This window comes from Aminobacter sp. P9b (assembly GCF_045345995.1).
Taxonomy (GTDB): domain Bacteria; phylum Pseudomonadota; class Alphaproteobacteria; order Rhizobiales; family Rhizobiaceae; genus Aminobacter; species Aminobacter niigataensis.
This window is the reverse complement of sequence record NZ_CP150082.1, coordinates 3,204,564-3,218,959: the sequence shown is the minus strand read 5'-3', so window position 1 is coordinate 3,218,959 and position 14,396 is coordinate 3,204,564. Positions and strand designations below refer to the sequence as shown.

The following is a 14,396-nucleotide window of genomic DNA, read 5'->3' as shown; positions in this document are numbered from 1 at the left end:
CCGCTTATGACTGGCATTGAGGCTAACCTTGCGCGCGGGACGCCTTACTGTTTCCGCGCAAACTCACCTTGACTGGCCAGCCTGCAATTGGCGGGGATAGGAATCAGCCGGCAAACACTGCCATCGATCAGCAGATCCACTGAGCCATTCCGGGTCAGGAGCCCCGCCGCCTTGAGCCTTGTCTGGTCAGTATAGACGACCTTGATAGGCGCAACGTCGTCGAACGATTGAGCCCGCACCCCCATTTCGTCAAGATACGACGCAAGCACGGATGTGGACGGCTTAGCTCTCGGATACCAACCTAGTCGAGCACCGTAGCCAACCAGCCTCGTCTTACCCGCGGCCAGCAGGAGGGTGCAATCGCTTAGGCACAGCCCTTCGTATGAAACCGCATTGCCAAAGAACGGCGACTTGGCTGGTACCTTGCAGCCCTCATCGCGCGGCCGGCAGCCGCCAAATATCGTGCCCCCAACCGCAACGTCCAAGCCGTGCTTGCGGATCATCTTGCCCATTGCCATCGACGTATCCACGTCGCCACCTCGGGATGACACCACCAAAGGAAGCTTCCGCCCGCCCAGCGCCTTGAGCGTCGCCTCGAGCCGCGGCAACGCCTTGGCATCGATGTCGCCTTCAGCAGAAATCCATTCGGGGCAAGTCGGTTCGCAACCAGCCTCGCCGGAGCGAACAACCACAAACCACATACCACCGTCTTCCGGCACAACGGGATTGGGGTATGTGCCGGGTTGTGGTTTGACACCAGGCGCGAGGGTGCAATTTCCGGCGGGAACAGCGCGCTTGCAGATCTCGATGCTCACCAGCGCGTCGGTGGCATCCATGCTCGTGACAAGGTTCATGTCGAGCATCTCCACCAGGGCAAGCTGGCGCATGTCGGCGGCGGGTGTGCTTTGCCCCGCATCGAACATGGCCTGCTTGACCCCCATCTCCTTGAGATAGGCCAACATCTTGGACTTGAACGCCTTGCCCATCTTGGTCGTGGTGTAGCTGCCCACTGTCTTGCGGCCAACGACCTTGCGCTTGATGCCCTTCTTCTTGCCGTTCACGATCCGGTAGGTCTCGCGATAGGTGATCTTCTGCTGCGTCACATAAGAAGTCACCTGATGGACGCCCATGTAGGCCCACTGCCCCACATGCCTGCGCACGCCGCCCGCGAACATCATCGAGCAAGCGGAGGCGCAGTAAGCGCCGGCCGCGTACAAGGCGCCTGAGTAGATACCCTTCCTGGCCGGATCGAGCTTGCAGCCCTTCTGACCAGGCGCACATTCGACAAACCTGGTAAGCCCAACGCCAATGTCGAGCTTGCGCGCCCGCAGCATCCGGCCCAGCTCCCATGCCGCCTCGACGTGGCCGCCGGGCGAAGTCACGATGACCGGCAGTCGCTTGTCGCCCAGCTTCTTGAGCAGCTTCTTGAACTCGGCAGGCGTCGAACGCGTGATCGTGCCCTCGGCCGAAATCCATTCAGGGCAAAGCGGCTCGCAACCCGGCGAGGCGCTGCGCACGACGGCGAAACGCATGGGCGGCCCGTCATTGTCCGGAGGCTTGTGCTTGGCGGCCTCCGCCGAGGCCGGAAACGACAGTGCGACTACGATAGCCAAGGCAAAAGACAGGACAAGCTCCTGCCAGACTGCGCGCGAGCCCTTGCCCATGGCGGATTCCCCCAAACCAGCCGCTACCCAAAGCGATAGTAATTCCGGAACCGGGACTTGCAATGTATCGGCCAAACAAAAAGGGCGGCCCGGAGGCCGCCCTTCATGCTTTCGACAGTGAACCGTCGATTATTCTTTGATCGAAGCGACGATGCCGGCGCCGACGGTGCGGCCGCCTTCACGGATAGCGAAGCGGAGCTTCTCTTCCATGGCGATCGGCACGATCAGCTCGACGTCAACGGTGATGTTGTCGCCGGGCATGACCATCTCGGTGCCTTCCGGCAGCGACACGATGCCGGTCACGTCGGTCGTGCGGAAATAGAACTGCGGACGGTAGTTGGTGAAGAACGGCGTGTGACGGCCACCCTCTTCCTTGGTCAGGATGTAGGCTTCAGCCACGAACTTCTTGTGCGGCTTGACCGAACCCGGCTTGCACAGCACCTGGCCGCGCTCGACGTCTTCACGGCCAACGCCACGGATCAGCGCGCCGATGTTGTCGCCGGCCTGGCCCTGGTCGAGCAGCTTGCGGAACATCTCGACGCCGGTAACCGTCGTCTTCGAGGTCGCCTTGATGCCGACGATCTCGACTTCTTCGCCGACCTTGACGATGCCGCGCTCGACGCGACCGGTGACAACCGTGCCGCGGCCCGAGATCGAGAACACGTCTTCGATCGGCATCAGGAACGGACGGTCGATCGGACGCTCAGGCGTCGGGATGTAGGCGTCGACCGCAGCCATCAGCTCGCGGATCGCGTCTTCGCCGATCTTCTTGTCCGAATCGTTGAGCGCCGCAACAGCCGAACCCTTGATCATCGGAATGTCGTCGCCGGGGAATTCGTACTTCGACAGCAGCTCGCGCACTTCGAGCTCGACCAGCTCGAGCAGCTCGGCGTCGTCGACCAGGTCGACCTTGTTGAGGAACACCACCAGGGCCGGAACGCCGACCTGACGGGCGAGCAGGATGTGCTCGCGGGTCTGCGGCATCGGGCCGTCGGCAGCCGAAACGACCAGGATCGCGCCGTCCATCTGGGCGGCACCGGTGATCATGTTCTTGACATAGTCGGCGTGGCCGGGGCAGTCGACGTGAGCGTAGTGGCGGGCCGGCGTCTCGTATTCGACGTGTGCCGTCGAAATGGTGATGCCGCGGGCCTTCTCTTCAGGCGCTGCGTCGATCTGGTCGTAGGCCTTGAACTCGCCGAAATACTTCGTGATCGCCGCCGTCAGCGACGTCTTGCCGTGGTCGACGTGACCAATCGTGCCAATGTTCACATGAGGCTTATTACGCTCGAATTTACCTTTTGCCATTGTCTCTTTCCTTAGGCATCGGGACCTTGGTTCCGGTCGGATGCGGGGCGATTACCGATAAAGGCCGAAAAAGACAAGCGCCTTTTGCCCAAACGCCAAGGTCAGGCCCACAAGCAGCGCTACTCTTTCAGTGCTGGACGCACATATGGGAGCAAGCGGACAAAAATAAAAGGCTTCTCGCTTCGGCGAAATGCGCTGGAGCGGGTAGCGGGAATCGAACCCGCGTATTCAGCTTGGAAGGCTGCTGCTCTACCATTGAGCTATACCCGCGCCCTGAGCGCCGCGCGCCTGTTCAGGAGCGAAGGACGCTCTTGGCATATACCTTGGCGCATGTTCCTTGCCGAAAGATGAACTCACCTTTCGAGGCCATGCGCTTTATGGCTTCCGGGCCGGCAGTGGTGGAGGAGGTTGGATTCGAACCAACGTAAGCTGAGCTAACGGATTTACAGTCCGTCCCCTTTAACCACTCGGGCACTCCTCCAACTGCTTTGCCGGAGCCATGCTACGAGGCTTTTCGATCACGGTGCCGAGCGAAGCGCCCTGCCCCGAAATCTGCGTGGGCTTATGGCGACAAGGATTTGGCCTGTCAACCGGACAGCGCGCCTTTTCATGCGGAATATTCGAAGCGCCGACTAACGGGCCGTATCCAAAGCCTGGAGCTGCCGCTATAGCAGGCGCATGAACGATACAAAAAAGCCCGGAACCCCCAAGGACAGCCACTACGCAAAGCTGCGCCGCACCTTTCGCGACCAGAAAAGCGGCGCGCCTGAATTTCGGCCCAAGCGCCATGTGCCACCGGGCGAGAACCCTGCCGACGGCCTGGTGCGGCTTTACGGCCTGCACACCGTGCGCGCAGCGCTCGACAATCCGCGCCGCAAGATCAGGCGCATGCTGATCACCCGCAATGCCGCCGAAAGGCTGGAGATTGCCGACCTTGGTGCCCTGCCCTTCGCCACCGAGCTGGTCGAGCCGAAGGAGATCGACAAGGTCACGGGCACGGACGCCGTTCACCAGGGCGTGCTGATCGAGGCCGAGCCGCTGAAATCCAAGGCGCTGTCGGCGCTGGGCGATTCGCCGCTGATTCTGGTGCTCGACCAGGTTACCGACCCGCACAATGTTGGTGCTATCATGCGTTCGGCAGTGGCTTTCGGCGCAGGTGCGCTGATCACCACGCAGCGCCACAGCCCGCACGAAAGCGGCGTGCTCGCCAAATCGGCGTCTGGCGCGCTCGAACACATCGACCTGATCGAAGTGCGCAACCTGTCCGAAGCACTCGGCGAACTGCATGAGGCCGGCTTCCAGACCATCGGGCTCGATTCGGAAGGCCCGGCGGAGCTCGAAAAGAGTTTTTCCGGAGACAAGCTGGCGCTGGTACTCGGCGCAGAAGGCAAGGGACTGCGCCAGAAGACACGTGAGACGGTCACGGCACTGGCGCGTCTCGACATGCCGGGTGCAATCCATTCGCTCAATGTGTCGAACGCTGCGGCTGTGTCGCTCTACGCGGCGCGGAAATTCCTCGGCTGACGCCTCTGGCTGGCCTGCAAGCCAGCCAGTGCGGCAGCGCAGCGAATTCAACGCCGGCGCCCCTTGACCTTCCACTTGGCGGAGGCCGTAGCCTCTAGGCACAACGGAGTCTTGTCATGCGTCGCCTCGGATTTTTCACCCTCTTGTCAGCCGGTATTGCGCTCGGCGCTGTCTCCCCTGCAATCGCCCAGGGAATCACTGTGGCCGAACTGGCCGGCAAGACGCATATCCACGGACTGGCCTTCGACCGTGCCGATCCTTCCATCGTGCTGGTCGCCACCCACCACGGGCTGATGAAGGCTGCGCCCAACGGCACGGTGACGCCGGTTTCGGACAGCCGCGACGACTTCATGGGTTTTGTGCCGCACCCGACCGATGCCACGATCATGTTCGCCAGCGGCCACCCGCAAGGCGGTGGCAATCTCGGTTTCATCAAGTCGACGGATTCAGGAAAGAGCTGGCAGCAGATCGCGCCCGGCGTCGACGGTCCGGTCGACTTCCACCAGCTTGCGGCGAGCCCCAGCAATCCCGACGTGCTCTATGGCTCGTATGGGTCAATCCAGACCAGCCGCGACGGCGGCAAGACCTGGGCGATTGCAGGCGACGCACCAGCCAAGCTGATCGACCTGGCGGTCTCGCCGGCAAGCCCCGATACGGTCTATGCCGCGACCGAAGAAGGACTAAAGGTGAGCCGCGACGCCGCCCGAAGCTGGCAGACCATTCTCCCCGGCGTTCCGGTGACCACGGTGGAATTGACCGCCGACGGCTCGATCTACGCCTTCGTGCCCGGGCGCGGGCTGATGCGGGCCACCGAGACGGCGCCCGACTTCGCGGAGCTGGGCGAAGGGCCAGATCCGGCAGGCTACATACTGCACCTGGCGGTCGACCCGCAGACGCCTGCGCGCATGGTCGCCGTGACCGGTACAAGCGCCATCGTCGTTTCCAGCGATGCCGGTGCGAAGTGGGCCGTGCTCGGGCAGCAATTAAGCCCCACCGCGGCCAGATAAACGCTGAACGGGTCCGCTGCGATACCGCAGGGACCCGTTCATCGACAGTGATGAGAAAGCTGCGGCGTTGGGAACTTCCGCCGCGCCCTTCCCTGCCTATGCCGCCTTGCCCTTTGCATCGGTCACGTCGGCGCCGACCTCGAAATTGGCCATGCGCTCCAGTGCGCGCACCAGCGCCGAGTGATCCTCCTTCGCCCCGCCATTGGCGGCGCAGGAGTTGAACAGTTCCTGCGTCATCGAGGTGTTGGGCAAGGACACGCCAAGCGCCTTGGCGCCCTGCAGCGCGAGATTGAGGTCCTTCTGGTGCAGCTCGATGCGAAAGCCAGGCGCGAAGGTGCGCTTGTACATCCGCTCGCCATGCACCTCGAGGATGCGCGAAGCGGCAAGGCCACCCATCAGCGCCTGACGGACCTTGGCTGGGTCGGCGCCGGCCTTGGAGGCGAACAGCAATGCCTCGGCGACCGCCTCGATGGTCAGCGCAACGACGATCTGGTTAGCAACCTTGGTCGTCTGGCCGACGCCGTTGGGTCCGACAAGGGTGATGTTCTTGCCCATCTTCTCGAACACCGGGCGAGCACGCTCGAACGGTTTCTCCTCGCCGCCGACCATGATCGTCAGCGACGCAGCCTTGGCTCCGACCTCGCCGCCGGAAACCGGCGCATCGAGATAGTCGCAGCCCAGCGCATTGATCTTCCTGGCGAACTCCTTGGTCTCGATCGGCGAGATCGAGCTCATGTCGATCACGAGCTTTCCTTTGGAAAGTCCTGATGCAACACTATTTTCTCCAAACAGAACATCTGCGACCTGCGGTGTATCCGGCACCATCAGGATGATGACATCGGCAGCCTTGGCCAGGGCCTGATGCCCGGAGACCGACTTCAGCCCCTTGCCAACCAGTTCGGCTGGCAGGGCGCCTCGATGGTCGCTGGCAACCACCTCAAAACCCGCGTCCAGCAGGTGACCCGCCATCGGCGCGCCCATGATGCCCAGCCCAACAAATCCGATCTTTTCCATTTCCATATTCCTTCAATTCCGGTGGCAGGCGCGCTGTCAGGCTGCGGCGCTGCCCTTGTTGGCAAAGCCCTCGAACCAGCCCAGGCCTTCGACCGTTCCGGCCTTCGGCTTGTATTCGGCCCCGACCCAGCCGGCGTAGCCGATGCGGTCGAGGTGTTCGTAGAGGAACGGGTAGTTGATCTCGCCCGTCCCCGGCTCGTGACGCCCGGGATTGTCGGCGAGCTGCACGTGAGCGATGCGGCCCAGATTGGCCTCGATGGTGCGGGCGAGGTCGCCCTCCATGATCTGCATGTGGTAGATGTCGTACTGCAGATAGAGGTTGTCGGAACCGACCCGGTCGATGATGCCAAGCGCCTGACTGGTGTTGGTCAGGAAGAAGCCTGGGATGTCCCTGGTGTTGATCGGCTCGATCAGCAGCCGGATGCCCGCCGCCTTCAGTTTCTCCGCCGCAAAGGCGAGATTCTCGACGAAGACATTCTCCAGCACGTCACGGGCGTTGCCAGCAGGCGCGATGCCGGCCAGGCAGTTCACCTGTTCGCAGCCGAGCGCGTGGGCATAGGTGATCGCCTTGGCCACGCCCTGGCGGAATTCGTGGATGCGGTCGGGCAACACGGCGATGCCGCGTTCGCCTGCCGCCCAGTCGCCCGGCGGCAGGTTGAACAGCGCCTGGGTGAGGCCGTTCTTCTTGAGGCGCGCCGCCACGATGTCGGGAGCGTGATCGTAGGGTGCGATGTACTCGACGGCCTTGAAGCCGGCGCGTGCCGCGGCATCGAAACGGTCGAGAAAATCATGCTCGCCAAAGAGCATCGAAAGGTTGGCTGAAAACTTAGGCATTGGTCTTCCCTCGGATGATCAGTCGAGCAGCATGATCGCGGTCGGCGCGTCTTCGTTGCTCTCGGCAAGCTCTTCGAACTCGACGACGTTGTCGATCTCGACGCCCATGGAGATGTTGGTGACGCGTTCGAGAATGAACTCGAGCACGACAGGCACCTGGTGTTCCTTCATCAACTGCCTGGCCTGCTTGAAGGCCGAGGCAAATTCTTCCGGCTTGCGAACCCGGACGGCCTTGCAGCCCATGGCTTCGGCAACCGCGACGTGATCGACACCATAACCTGCTTCGGGATCGCCTGAACGGTTGATGTTTTCGAACGCCAGGCTGACTTCGAAATCCATCGTGAAGCCGCGCTGCGCCTGGCGGATGAGGCCGAGATAGGCGTTGTTCACGACGACATGGATGTAAGGCAGCTTGTGCTGGGCGCCGACCGCCAGTTCCTCGATCATGAACTGGAAGTCATAGTCGCCCGAAAGTGCCACGATATCGCGATCCGGATCGGCGGCGCGAACGCCGAGGGCTGCCGGCAATGTCCAGCCGAGCGGCCCGGCTTGGCCGCAATTGATCCAGTTGCGCGGCTTGTAGACGTGCAGGAACTGGGCACCGGCAATCTGCGACAGGCCGATGGTGGTGACATAGGTGGTGTCGCGGCCGAACGCCTTGTTCATTTCCTCGTAGACGCGCTGCGGCTTGAGCGGCACCTGCTCGAAATGGGTCTTGCGCTTCATCGTCTTCTTGCGGTCCTGACACTCCCTGGCCCAGCCGGACCAGTCACGCAGCTTGCCGGCCGTCTTCCATTCGGTGGCGACATCGAGAAGCATCTTCAGGGCAGCGCCGGCATCCGAAGTGACGCCCAGGTCTGGCGCAAAGACACGGCCGATCTGGGTCGGCTCGATGTCGATATGGATGAACTTGCGGCCGGCCGTGTACTTGTCGACCGAACCGGTATGGCGGTTGGCCCAGCGGTTGCCGATGCCGAGAACGAAATCGGATGCGAGCATCGTCGCGTTGCCGTAGCGGTGCGAGGTCTGCAGGCCGCACATTCCGGCCATCAGGCGGTGGTCGTCGGGGATCGCGCCCCAGCCCATCAGGGTGGGCACGACGGGAATACCCGATATCTCGGCGAACTCGATGAGCAGGTCCGATGCGTCGGCGTTGATGATGCCGCCGCCGGCGACGATCAGCGGCTTCTCCGCCTCGTTGAGCATCGATAGCGCCTTCTCGGCCTGAGCGCGCGTCATCGCCGGCTTGTGGACCGCGAGCGGCTCGTAGGCGTCGATGTCGAATTCGATTTCGGCCAGCTGAACGTCGACCGGCAGATCGACAAGGACCGGCCCGGGCCGACCGCTGCGCATCAGGTGGAATGCCTTCTGCAGCGTCATCGGAACCAGATACGGCTCCATGACGGTGACGGCCCACTTGGTGACCGGGCCCGCGATCGCGGCGATATCGACGGCCTGGAAATCCTCCTTGGTGAGGCGGGCGCGCGGCGCCTGGCCGGTGATGCAGAGGATCGGGATCGAGTCGGCGGATGCCGAATAGAGACCGGTGATCATGTCGGTGCCGGCCGGACCCGAGGTGCCGATGCAGAGGCCGATATTGCCGGCCTTGGTGCGGGTGTAGCCTTCCGCCATGTGCGAAGCGCCTTCGACGTGTCGGGCAAGCACGTGGCGGATCGAACCGCGCGCCTTCAGGGCCGAATAGAGCGGATTGATGGCGGCACCCGGCACGCCGAAGGCACAAGAGATGCCTTCCTTCTCGAGAACGAGGACCGCTGCATCGACAGCGCGCATCCTGGCCATGGTCTTACCTCCAACGATCGAAACTGATTGTTGGCTGATCGTGTCACCGCAGTTCGTATTTTGCAATTTTTTCAAAATATTTTTTCATTTCTAATTGGTGGTGCTTACTATCTGATTTTGCGTTGGTTTTCATTTTTCGTTGCAATGCCCGCCATCTTGGATGAAAAAGTTTTTTAAAGACATTGCGGAGCAAACGTCATGGCAACGATGGAAAAACGGCAACGCGGGCGGCCTCGCGCCTTCCAGCCCGCCCCAGACGCGGGATCCGTGCAGTCGCTGGATCGGGCACTGCGCATCCTGGCGATCGTCGCCCATAGCGACGGGCTGTCGCTGAGCGAAATCTCCGCCGCATCCGAGCTTGCCGCGGCGACCGCCTACCGCATGCTGACGACGCTGCAGAACCACGGCATGGTCGAGTTCGACAGCGACGGCCAGCTGTGGTCAATCGGGGTCGAGACCTATCGCATGGGAGCTGCCTTCCTGCGCCGGCGCAAGCTCGTCGACCGTGCCCGCACCGTCATGCAGGAACTGATGGAGAAAACCGGCGAAACGGCCAACCTGGGTGTCGCCGAAGACGATTGTGTCGTCTTCGTCAGCCAGGTCGAGACGCACCAGGCGATCCGTGCCTTCTTCCGGCCAGGAACCCGCAGCCCGTTCCATGCATCGGGCATCGGCAAGGCGGTTCTTGCCCATCTCGACCGCGACCGCGTCAACGCCATCGTGCGCAAGGCCGGCCTCGACGCCTATACCGAAAGGACGCTCTCGGAACCGGCATCGCTTGCGCGCGATCTCGAACAAATCCGCGCGCGCGGCTGGTCGGTTGACGATGAGGAGCGTTACCCCGGTATGCGCTGCATTGCCGCTGCGGTGTTCAACGAATTCGGCGAACCCATTGGCGGCGTTTCGGTTTCGGGGCCGACGGTGCGCGTGACACCGGAACGGCTCGGCGAGATCGGTCCGATCGTCCGCGACGCGGCGGCAGAGCTGACCCGGATGATCGGGGGATCGCCCGACGGCACCGTGCCGGGCCTCTGAAAACGCAATCGGGAGAAAGGTTGTCCCTTCTCCCGATTGCAAGGTCGTTCCGGCTACAGGCGGCAATAGCGCAGCCGGCCATCGTAGCCGACATAGGTGTCGGTACGCGGATCGTAGCTGCGATAGCGGGCCAGGCAGCGCTGGATATGGCTGCCATAGGGATCCACCGGATAATAGGCGTCATAATAAGGCGCCGGAGCCGGACGGTGGCCGCCGGCGATGATGGCGCCGGCAATGAAGCCGCCTGCGCCGGCGAGTGCTGCGGCCTCGGCCCTTGTCAGGCCGCCGGCGGAAGACTGCTGGACGGTGCTGGCGAGGCCGGTTGCGACGACGGCAGCAGCGATAAGACCCGAAATCATCTTGCTCTTGAACGACATGGTGCTCTCCTTCGGTTGATCTGGGAGGCGTTCCATCCGCCTCATGCCAGTCAGTGGCGGCGGGCGGGCAAAAGGTTCACGCAGCTGAGAGATTTTTTCTGCAGGGGTTCCGCGCGGATCGATGCGCGGTGGGCCAAGGTCCTGTGCTTGACAGCCGGGCGGCGGCGGACGAAGTCAGAAGCTCAATGCAATGAACATTGCCGGGAAAGACCATGAGCCTGCACTCAGTCAAAGCCTTCTTCGCCGAGCATGCCCCCGACATCGAGGTCATCGTGACGCCGACCAGTTCGGCGACGGTGACCTTGGCAGCCGAAGCGCACGGGGTCGAACCCGCGCAGATCGCCAAGACGATCTGCCTGCGCGTTGGCGATCGCGCGCTGCTGGTCGTGGCCCGGGGCGACGCGCGCATCGACAATCGCAAGTCCCGCGATGCATTCGGCGGCAAGCCGCGCATGCTCGATGCCGAACAAGTGGCCGAACTCACCGGTCACCCGGTGGGTGGCGTGTGCCCGTTCGGCCTGGCAACGCCCCTGCCCGTCTACTGCGACGTCTCGCTGCGCGCCTACGACGAAGTCGTGCCGGCCGCAGGGGCGACGAATGCGGCAGTGCGCATCGGCGTCGAACGCATGGCACAGCTTGTCGGCGCGCAATGGTGCGACATCTGCCAGGACCTCGTCGACAGGCAAGAAGCGGAAGCTGCTGAGTAGTTGGCTGGTGCCCCCGGCAGGAATCGAACCCGCGACCTTCGGTTTACAAAACCGCTGCTCTACCAGCTGAGCTACAAGGGCATTTCGCCCCGTTAGCATATTCTGTGCGCCAGTAAAGACAATTTCGGTCGAGCTGCGACGCTTCCCCAAGGCGCATCGCGGCTAGCGCCCTAAAACTCGCACTCGAGCTTCCCTACATCTTGACCAAGGGCATCGGCCCTCGCGTCGGAGATGATGGATGATCAGGTTTGTCATCGTGGCTGTGGCGATCGTAATCGCCTGGCTTTTGCTGCTCAGGATTTTCCGCCTGGCCAAGAAGGCGCAGGTCGACTGGACCGGCATCGCCACGATCGTTGGCTTCATCGCCCTTGCCTTTTACCTTCGCCACGTCACTGGCATGGGCTGAACCGGGGCCGAACTGGTTCCCCTCCCTTTGCTTCGCCAAGCCTGCATGCTAACCCGTTGCCGGCGGCCGGCATCGGCGTTCGGACCGCCTGCAGGGAGCATATGGACGCCAAGTCGCTGACATTTTCGTTCGCATCATCGGGCACGCCCGAGGCGGACGCCGCCGCAAAGCGGCTTTCGCGGCGCTATGGCCAGATGCCTTTCGGTCAGGCCGACATCGTCGTAGCGCTGGGCGGCGACGGTTTCCTGCTGCAGACGCTGCGCGAGACGATGAGCACCGGCAAGCGCGTCTACGGCATGAACCGGGGCACAGTCGGGTTTCTGATGAACGAATACAGCGAGGACGCCCTGCCCGGGCGCCTTGCCGCGGCCGTTGCTGAAACCATCCGTCCGCTCGAGATGGAAACCATCGACGACACAGGCGCCGCGACGCAAGCGCTGGCCATCAACGAAGTGTCGCTGCTGCGGCAGTCCTACCAGGCCGCACGGCTGCGCATATCTGTCGACGGCAAGGTGCGGCTCGAGGACCTGATCTGCGACGGCGTGATGGTGGCGACACCCGCCGGCTCGACCGCCTACAATCTGTCGGCGCACGGCCCGATCCTGCCGCTCGACGCGCCGCTGCTGGCACTCACGCCGGTCAGCCCGTTCCGGCCACGGCGCTGGCGCGGCGCGCTGTTGCCCAAGACCGCGGTCGTGCGCTTCGAAATACTGGAGGAGCGGAAGCGCCCGGTAAACGCGGTTGCCGACCACACCGAAGTCAAATCCGTGGTCTCGGTCGAGGTCAAGGAATCGGCATCGCATACCGCGACCCTGCTGTTCGATGCCGGCCATTCCTGGAGCGAGCGCATCCTGGCCGAGCAGTTCAAATACTGAGCATTGGGCCACAGCCGGAAGTAAAGGGCTGCAAACGCCGGTTGGGTGCCAGTTTGAGTTGACAAATCGCACACTTACGCCTATCGCCTTGCGGCATATTGCAGGCGAGTTGCGCCTGTCGTGGCGAATGCGCCGCGCCCTTGAACGAGCAAAGACAGCCAACACACTTGTCCGAAGACACTCAGACCGCTCCAGAAGCGTTGACCTTCGCAGACCTCGGCCTCTCGCCGAAGGTCCTTTCCGCAGTCACCGACGCCGGCTACACGCAGCCCACGCCGATCCAGGCAGGCGCGATCCCGCACGCCTTGCAAGGTAAGGATGTGCTTGGCATCGCCCAGACGGGTACCGGCAAGACAGCATCCTTCGTGCTGCCGATGCTGACGCGCCTTGAAAAGGGGCGCGCCCGGGCACGCATGCCACGCACGCTGATCCTTGAACCGACGCGCGAGCTCGCCGCACAGGTCGAAGAGAACTTCGTCAAGTACGGCAAGAATCATCGCCTCAACATCGCCCTGCTGATCGGCGGTGTGTCGTTCGACGAGCAGGAAAAGAAGCTCGAGCGCGGCGCTGACGTATTGATCGCCACGCCCGGCCGCATGCTCGACCATTTCGAGCGCGGCAAGCTTTTGCTCACCGGCGTCGAAATCCTCGTCATCGACGAGGCAGATCGCATGCTCGACATGGGCTTCATTCCCGACATCGAGCGCATCTGCAAGCTGATCCCGTTCACCCGGCAGACGCTGTTCTTCTCGGCGACGATGCCGCCAGAGATCACTAAGCTGACCGAGCAGTTCCTGCACGCGCCGGTTCGTGTCGAGGTCTCCAAGGCCGCATCGACCAGCACCAACATCACCCAGCGTCTCGTCAAATCCGGCCCCAAGCCCTGGGACAAGCGCGAAACGCTGCGCAAGCTCATCAATGCCGAAGGCGATGAGATCAAGAACGCCATCATCTTCTGCAACCGCAAGGTCGATGTGTCGGAACTGTTCCGCTCGCTGGTCAAGCACGATTTCGACGCCGGTGCGCTGCATGGCGACATGGATCAGCGGGCCCGCATGGCGATGCTGGCCGGTTTCCGTGACGGCAAGCTGAAGCTGCTCGTCGCCTCCGACGTTGCCGCGCGTGGCCTCGACATTCCCGAGGTCAGCCACGTCTTCAATTACGACGTACCGATCCATGCCGAAGACTATGTCCACCGCATCGGCCGCACCGGTCGTGCTGGACGTCTCGGCAAAGCCTTCACCATCGTCACCAAGTCCGACACCAAATATGTCGACGCCATCCACCGGCTGACTGGCCTGGAAGTGGAATGGCACGACGGCGACCTGTCGACGGTCGTTGCCAGCGAAGGCGACGACGAGGTGGCTCCGCGCCGCGGTCGCGGGGCGCCGCGCCGGGCCGGCAAGGATCGGCACGGCCGCGAACGCGACCACAAGCCCCGTGCCGAAGCACCCGTCGTCCAGGCAGCCGCCGCCCCTGAAGCTCCCGTCGACAATGTCGTGTCCGACATCGACGAGCGCCGCGAGCGCAAGGAAGCGATCAGGAATGGCAATGCCGAACGCAAGCCACGCGCCGAACACGACAAGCAGCGTCGCGACGACCGCGGCAACCGTCGCAGCAACCGCGAGCGCGAGGAAGACGACGACCGCACGGTTGGCTTCGGCGACGACATGCCGGCGTTCATGCTGATCGCGACCAACGTCTGAGTGCACTGCGCCTCAACGAAAAAATGGCCCCTTTCGGGGCCATTTTCTTTTGTGCCTGAGAGGAACCTGGCTTTCGCAGAGGATGGCAGCTCAAATGAAAAACGGCCCGCAAGGGGGCCGTTTTGTTGCGTGCTTGGCTGCT

Annotated in this window: 13 protein-coding genes and 3 tRNA genes; 7 read left to right on the top strand and 9 right to left on the bottom strand. The window is 62.9% G+C overall.

Annotated elements, in window-relative coordinates:
- Positions 1-44 precede the first annotated feature (44 nt).
- The 4 genes from WHT83_RS15890 to WHT83_RS15875 all read right to left on the bottom strand — a co-directional run bounded on the left by WHT83_RS15890 (position 45) and on the right by WHT83_RS15875 (position 3,450).
- Positions 45-1,664, bottom strand: coding sequence for a hypothetical protein (locus tag WHT83_RS15890; protein ID WP_406871725.1), 1,620 nt, complete (start codon positions 1,662-1,664; stop codon positions 45-47).
- Positions 1,665-1,793: 129 nt separating this feature from the next.
- Positions 1,794-2,969: an elongation factor Tu gene (tuf, locus tag WHT83_RS15885; protein ID WP_108608191.1), complete on the bottom strand. Its 1,176-nt coding sequence runs from the start codon at positions 2,967-2,969 to the stop codon at positions 1,794-1,796.
- A gap of 196 nt (positions 2,970-3,165) precedes the next feature.
- Positions 3,166-3,239 (bottom strand) — tRNA-Gly (locus WHT83_RS15880).
- A 126-nt stretch (positions 3,240-3,365) separates the two neighbouring features.
- Positions 3,366-3,450, bottom strand: a tRNA-Tyr gene (locus WHT83_RS15875).
- 197 nt (positions 3,451-3,647) lie between these two features.
- On the opposite strand from WHT83_RS15875, the gene rlmB reads away from it, so the two are divergent.
- Positions 3,648-4,493 (top strand): 23S rRNA (guanosine(2251)-2'-O)-methyltransferase RlmB, encoded by an 846-nt coding sequence (gene rlmB / locus WHT83_RS15870; protein WP_406871724.1) that lies wholly within the window; start codon positions 3,648-3,650, stop codon positions 4,491-4,493.
- A 116-nt stretch (positions 4,494-4,609) separates the two neighbouring features.
- On the top strand, positions 4,610-5,500 hold the full coding sequence (locus tag WHT83_RS15865; protein ID WP_406871723.1) for a WD40/YVTN/BNR-like repeat-containing protein: 891 nt from the start codon (positions 4,610-4,612) through the stop codon (positions 5,498-5,500).
- Between the two features lie 96 nt (positions 5,501-5,596).
- On the opposite strand, the gene WHT83_RS15860 is transcribed toward WHT83_RS15865, so the two are convergent.
- Genes WHT83_RS15860 through gcl form a run of 3 tightly spaced genes read right to left on the bottom strand, consistent with a single transcriptional unit; the run spans position 5,597 to position 9,148 of the window.
- Complete coding sequence (locus WHT83_RS15860; RefSeq protein WP_406871722.1) at positions 5,597-6,514, bottom strand: 2-hydroxy-3-oxopropionate reductase; 918 nt, start codon at positions 6,512-6,514, stop codon at positions 5,597-5,599.
- A 36-nt stretch (positions 6,515-6,550) separates the two neighbouring features.
- Positions 6,551-7,348 (bottom strand): 2-oxo-tetronate isomerase, encoded by a 798-nt coding sequence (otnI, locus tag WHT83_RS15855; RefSeq protein ID WP_406871721.1) that lies wholly within the window; start codon positions 7,346-7,348, stop codon positions 6,551-6,553.
- 18 nt (positions 7,349-7,366) lie between these two features.
- Entirely contained in the window at positions 7,367-9,148 is a 1,782-nt protein-coding gene (gcl, locus tag WHT83_RS15850; protein ID WP_108608203.1) for a glyoxylate carboligase, read from the bottom strand.
- A 198-nt stretch (positions 9,149-9,346) separates the two neighbouring features.
- On the opposite strand from gcl, the gene bhcR reads away from it, so the two are divergent.
- Positions 9,347-10,183 (top strand): HTH-type transcriptional regulator BhcR, encoded by an 837-nt coding sequence (gene bhcR, locus WHT83_RS15845; protein WP_183261267.1) that lies wholly within the window; start codon positions 9,347-9,349, stop codon positions 10,181-10,183.
- A gap of 53 nt (positions 10,184-10,236) precedes the next feature.
- Here the strand turns inward: bhcR and WHT83_RS15840 are convergent, their stop codons facing one another.
- Positions 10,237-10,560 carry a BA14K family protein gene (locus WHT83_RS15840; RefSeq protein WP_406871720.1) on the bottom strand — a complete coding sequence of 108 codons (324 nt, stop codon included), beginning with the start codon at positions 10,558-10,560 and terminating at the stop codon, positions 10,237-10,239.
- Positions 10,561-10,772: 212 nt separating this feature from the next.
- On the opposite strand from WHT83_RS15840, the gene WHT83_RS15835 reads away from it, so the two are divergent.
- The gene (locus WHT83_RS15835; protein WP_406871719.1) at positions 10,773-11,267 is read left to right on the top strand and encodes a YbaK/EbsC family protein; all 495 of its coding nucleotides are present in this window, start codon (positions 10,773-10,775) and stop codon (positions 11,265-11,267) included.
- 5 nt (positions 11,268-11,272) lie between these two features.
- On the opposite strand, the gene WHT83_RS15830 is transcribed toward WHT83_RS15835, so the two are convergent.
- Positions 11,273-11,348: transfer RNA gene (locus WHT83_RS15830), tRNA-Thr, on the bottom strand.
- 157 nt (positions 11,349-11,505) lie between these two features.
- On the opposite strand from WHT83_RS15830, the gene WHT83_RS15825 reads away from it, so the two are divergent.
- The 3 genes from WHT83_RS15825 to WHT83_RS15815 all read left to right on the top strand — a co-directional run bounded on the left by WHT83_RS15825 (position 11,506) and on the right by WHT83_RS15815 (position 14,254).
- Positions 11,506-11,673 carry a hypothetical protein gene (locus tag WHT83_RS15825; protein ID WP_406871718.1) on the top strand — a complete coding sequence of 56 codons (168 nt, stop codon included), beginning with the start codon at positions 11,506-11,508 and terminating at the stop codon, positions 11,671-11,673.
- A gap of 101 nt (positions 11,674-11,774) precedes the next feature.
- Complete coding sequence (locus tag WHT83_RS15820; protein ID WP_108608207.1) at positions 11,775-12,548, top strand: NAD kinase; 774 nt, start codon at positions 11,775-11,777, stop codon at positions 12,546-12,548.
- Between the two features lie 167 nt (positions 12,549-12,715).
- A complete protein-coding gene (locus tag WHT83_RS15815) occupies positions 12,716-14,254 on the top strand; it encodes a DEAD/DEAH box helicase (protein ID WP_183261274.1) in 1,539 nt (512 codons plus the stop codon).
- Positions 14,255-14,396 lie beyond the last annotated feature (142 nt).

Bases quoted from the DNA above. Each gene is read 5' to 3' on its own strand.
- WHT83_RS15890 (WP_406871725.1), bottom strand. From the start codon at position 1,664: ATGGGCAAGGGCTCGCGCGCAGTCTGGCAGGAGCTTGTCCTGTCTTTT.
- tuf (WP_108608191.1), bottom strand. From the start codon at position 2,969: ATGGCAAAAGGTAAATTCGAGCGTAATAAGCCTCATGTGAACATTGGC.
- rlmB (WP_406871724.1), top strand. From the start codon at position 3,648: ATGAACGATACAAAAAAGCCCGGAACCCCCAAGGACAGCCACTACGCA.
- WHT83_RS15865 (WP_406871723.1), top strand. From the start codon at position 4,610: ATGCGTCGCCTCGGATTTTTCACCCTCTTGTCAGCCGGTATTGCGCTC.
- WHT83_RS15860 (WP_406871722.1), bottom strand. From the start codon at position 6,514: ATGGAAAAGATCGGATTTGTTGGGCTGGGCATCATGGGCGCGCCGATG.
- otnI (WP_406871721.1), bottom strand. From the start codon at position 7,348: ATGCCTAAGTTTTCAGCCAACCTTTCGATGCTCTTTGGCGAGCATGAT.
- gcl (WP_108608203.1), bottom strand. From the start codon at position 9,148: ATGGCCAGGATGCGCGCTGTCGATGCAGCGGTCCTCGTTCTCGAGAAG.
- bhcR (WP_183261267.1), top strand. From the start codon at position 9,347: ATGGCAACGATGGAAAAACGGCAACGCGGGCGGCCTCGCGCCTTCCAG.
- WHT83_RS15840 (WP_406871720.1), bottom strand. From the start codon at position 10,560: ATGTCGTTCAAGAGCAAGATGATTTCGGGTCTTATCGCTGCTGCCGTC.
- WHT83_RS15835 (WP_406871719.1), top strand. From the start codon at position 10,773: ATGAGCCTGCACTCAGTCAAAGCCTTCTTCGCCGAGCATGCCCCCGAC.
- WHT83_RS15825 (WP_406871718.1), top strand. From the start codon at position 11,506: ATGATCAGGTTTGTCATCGTGGCTGTGGCGATCGTAATCGCCTGGCTT.
- WHT83_RS15820 (WP_108608207.1), top strand. From the start codon at position 11,775: ATGGACGCCAAGTCGCTGACATTTTCGTTCGCATCATCGGGCACGCCC.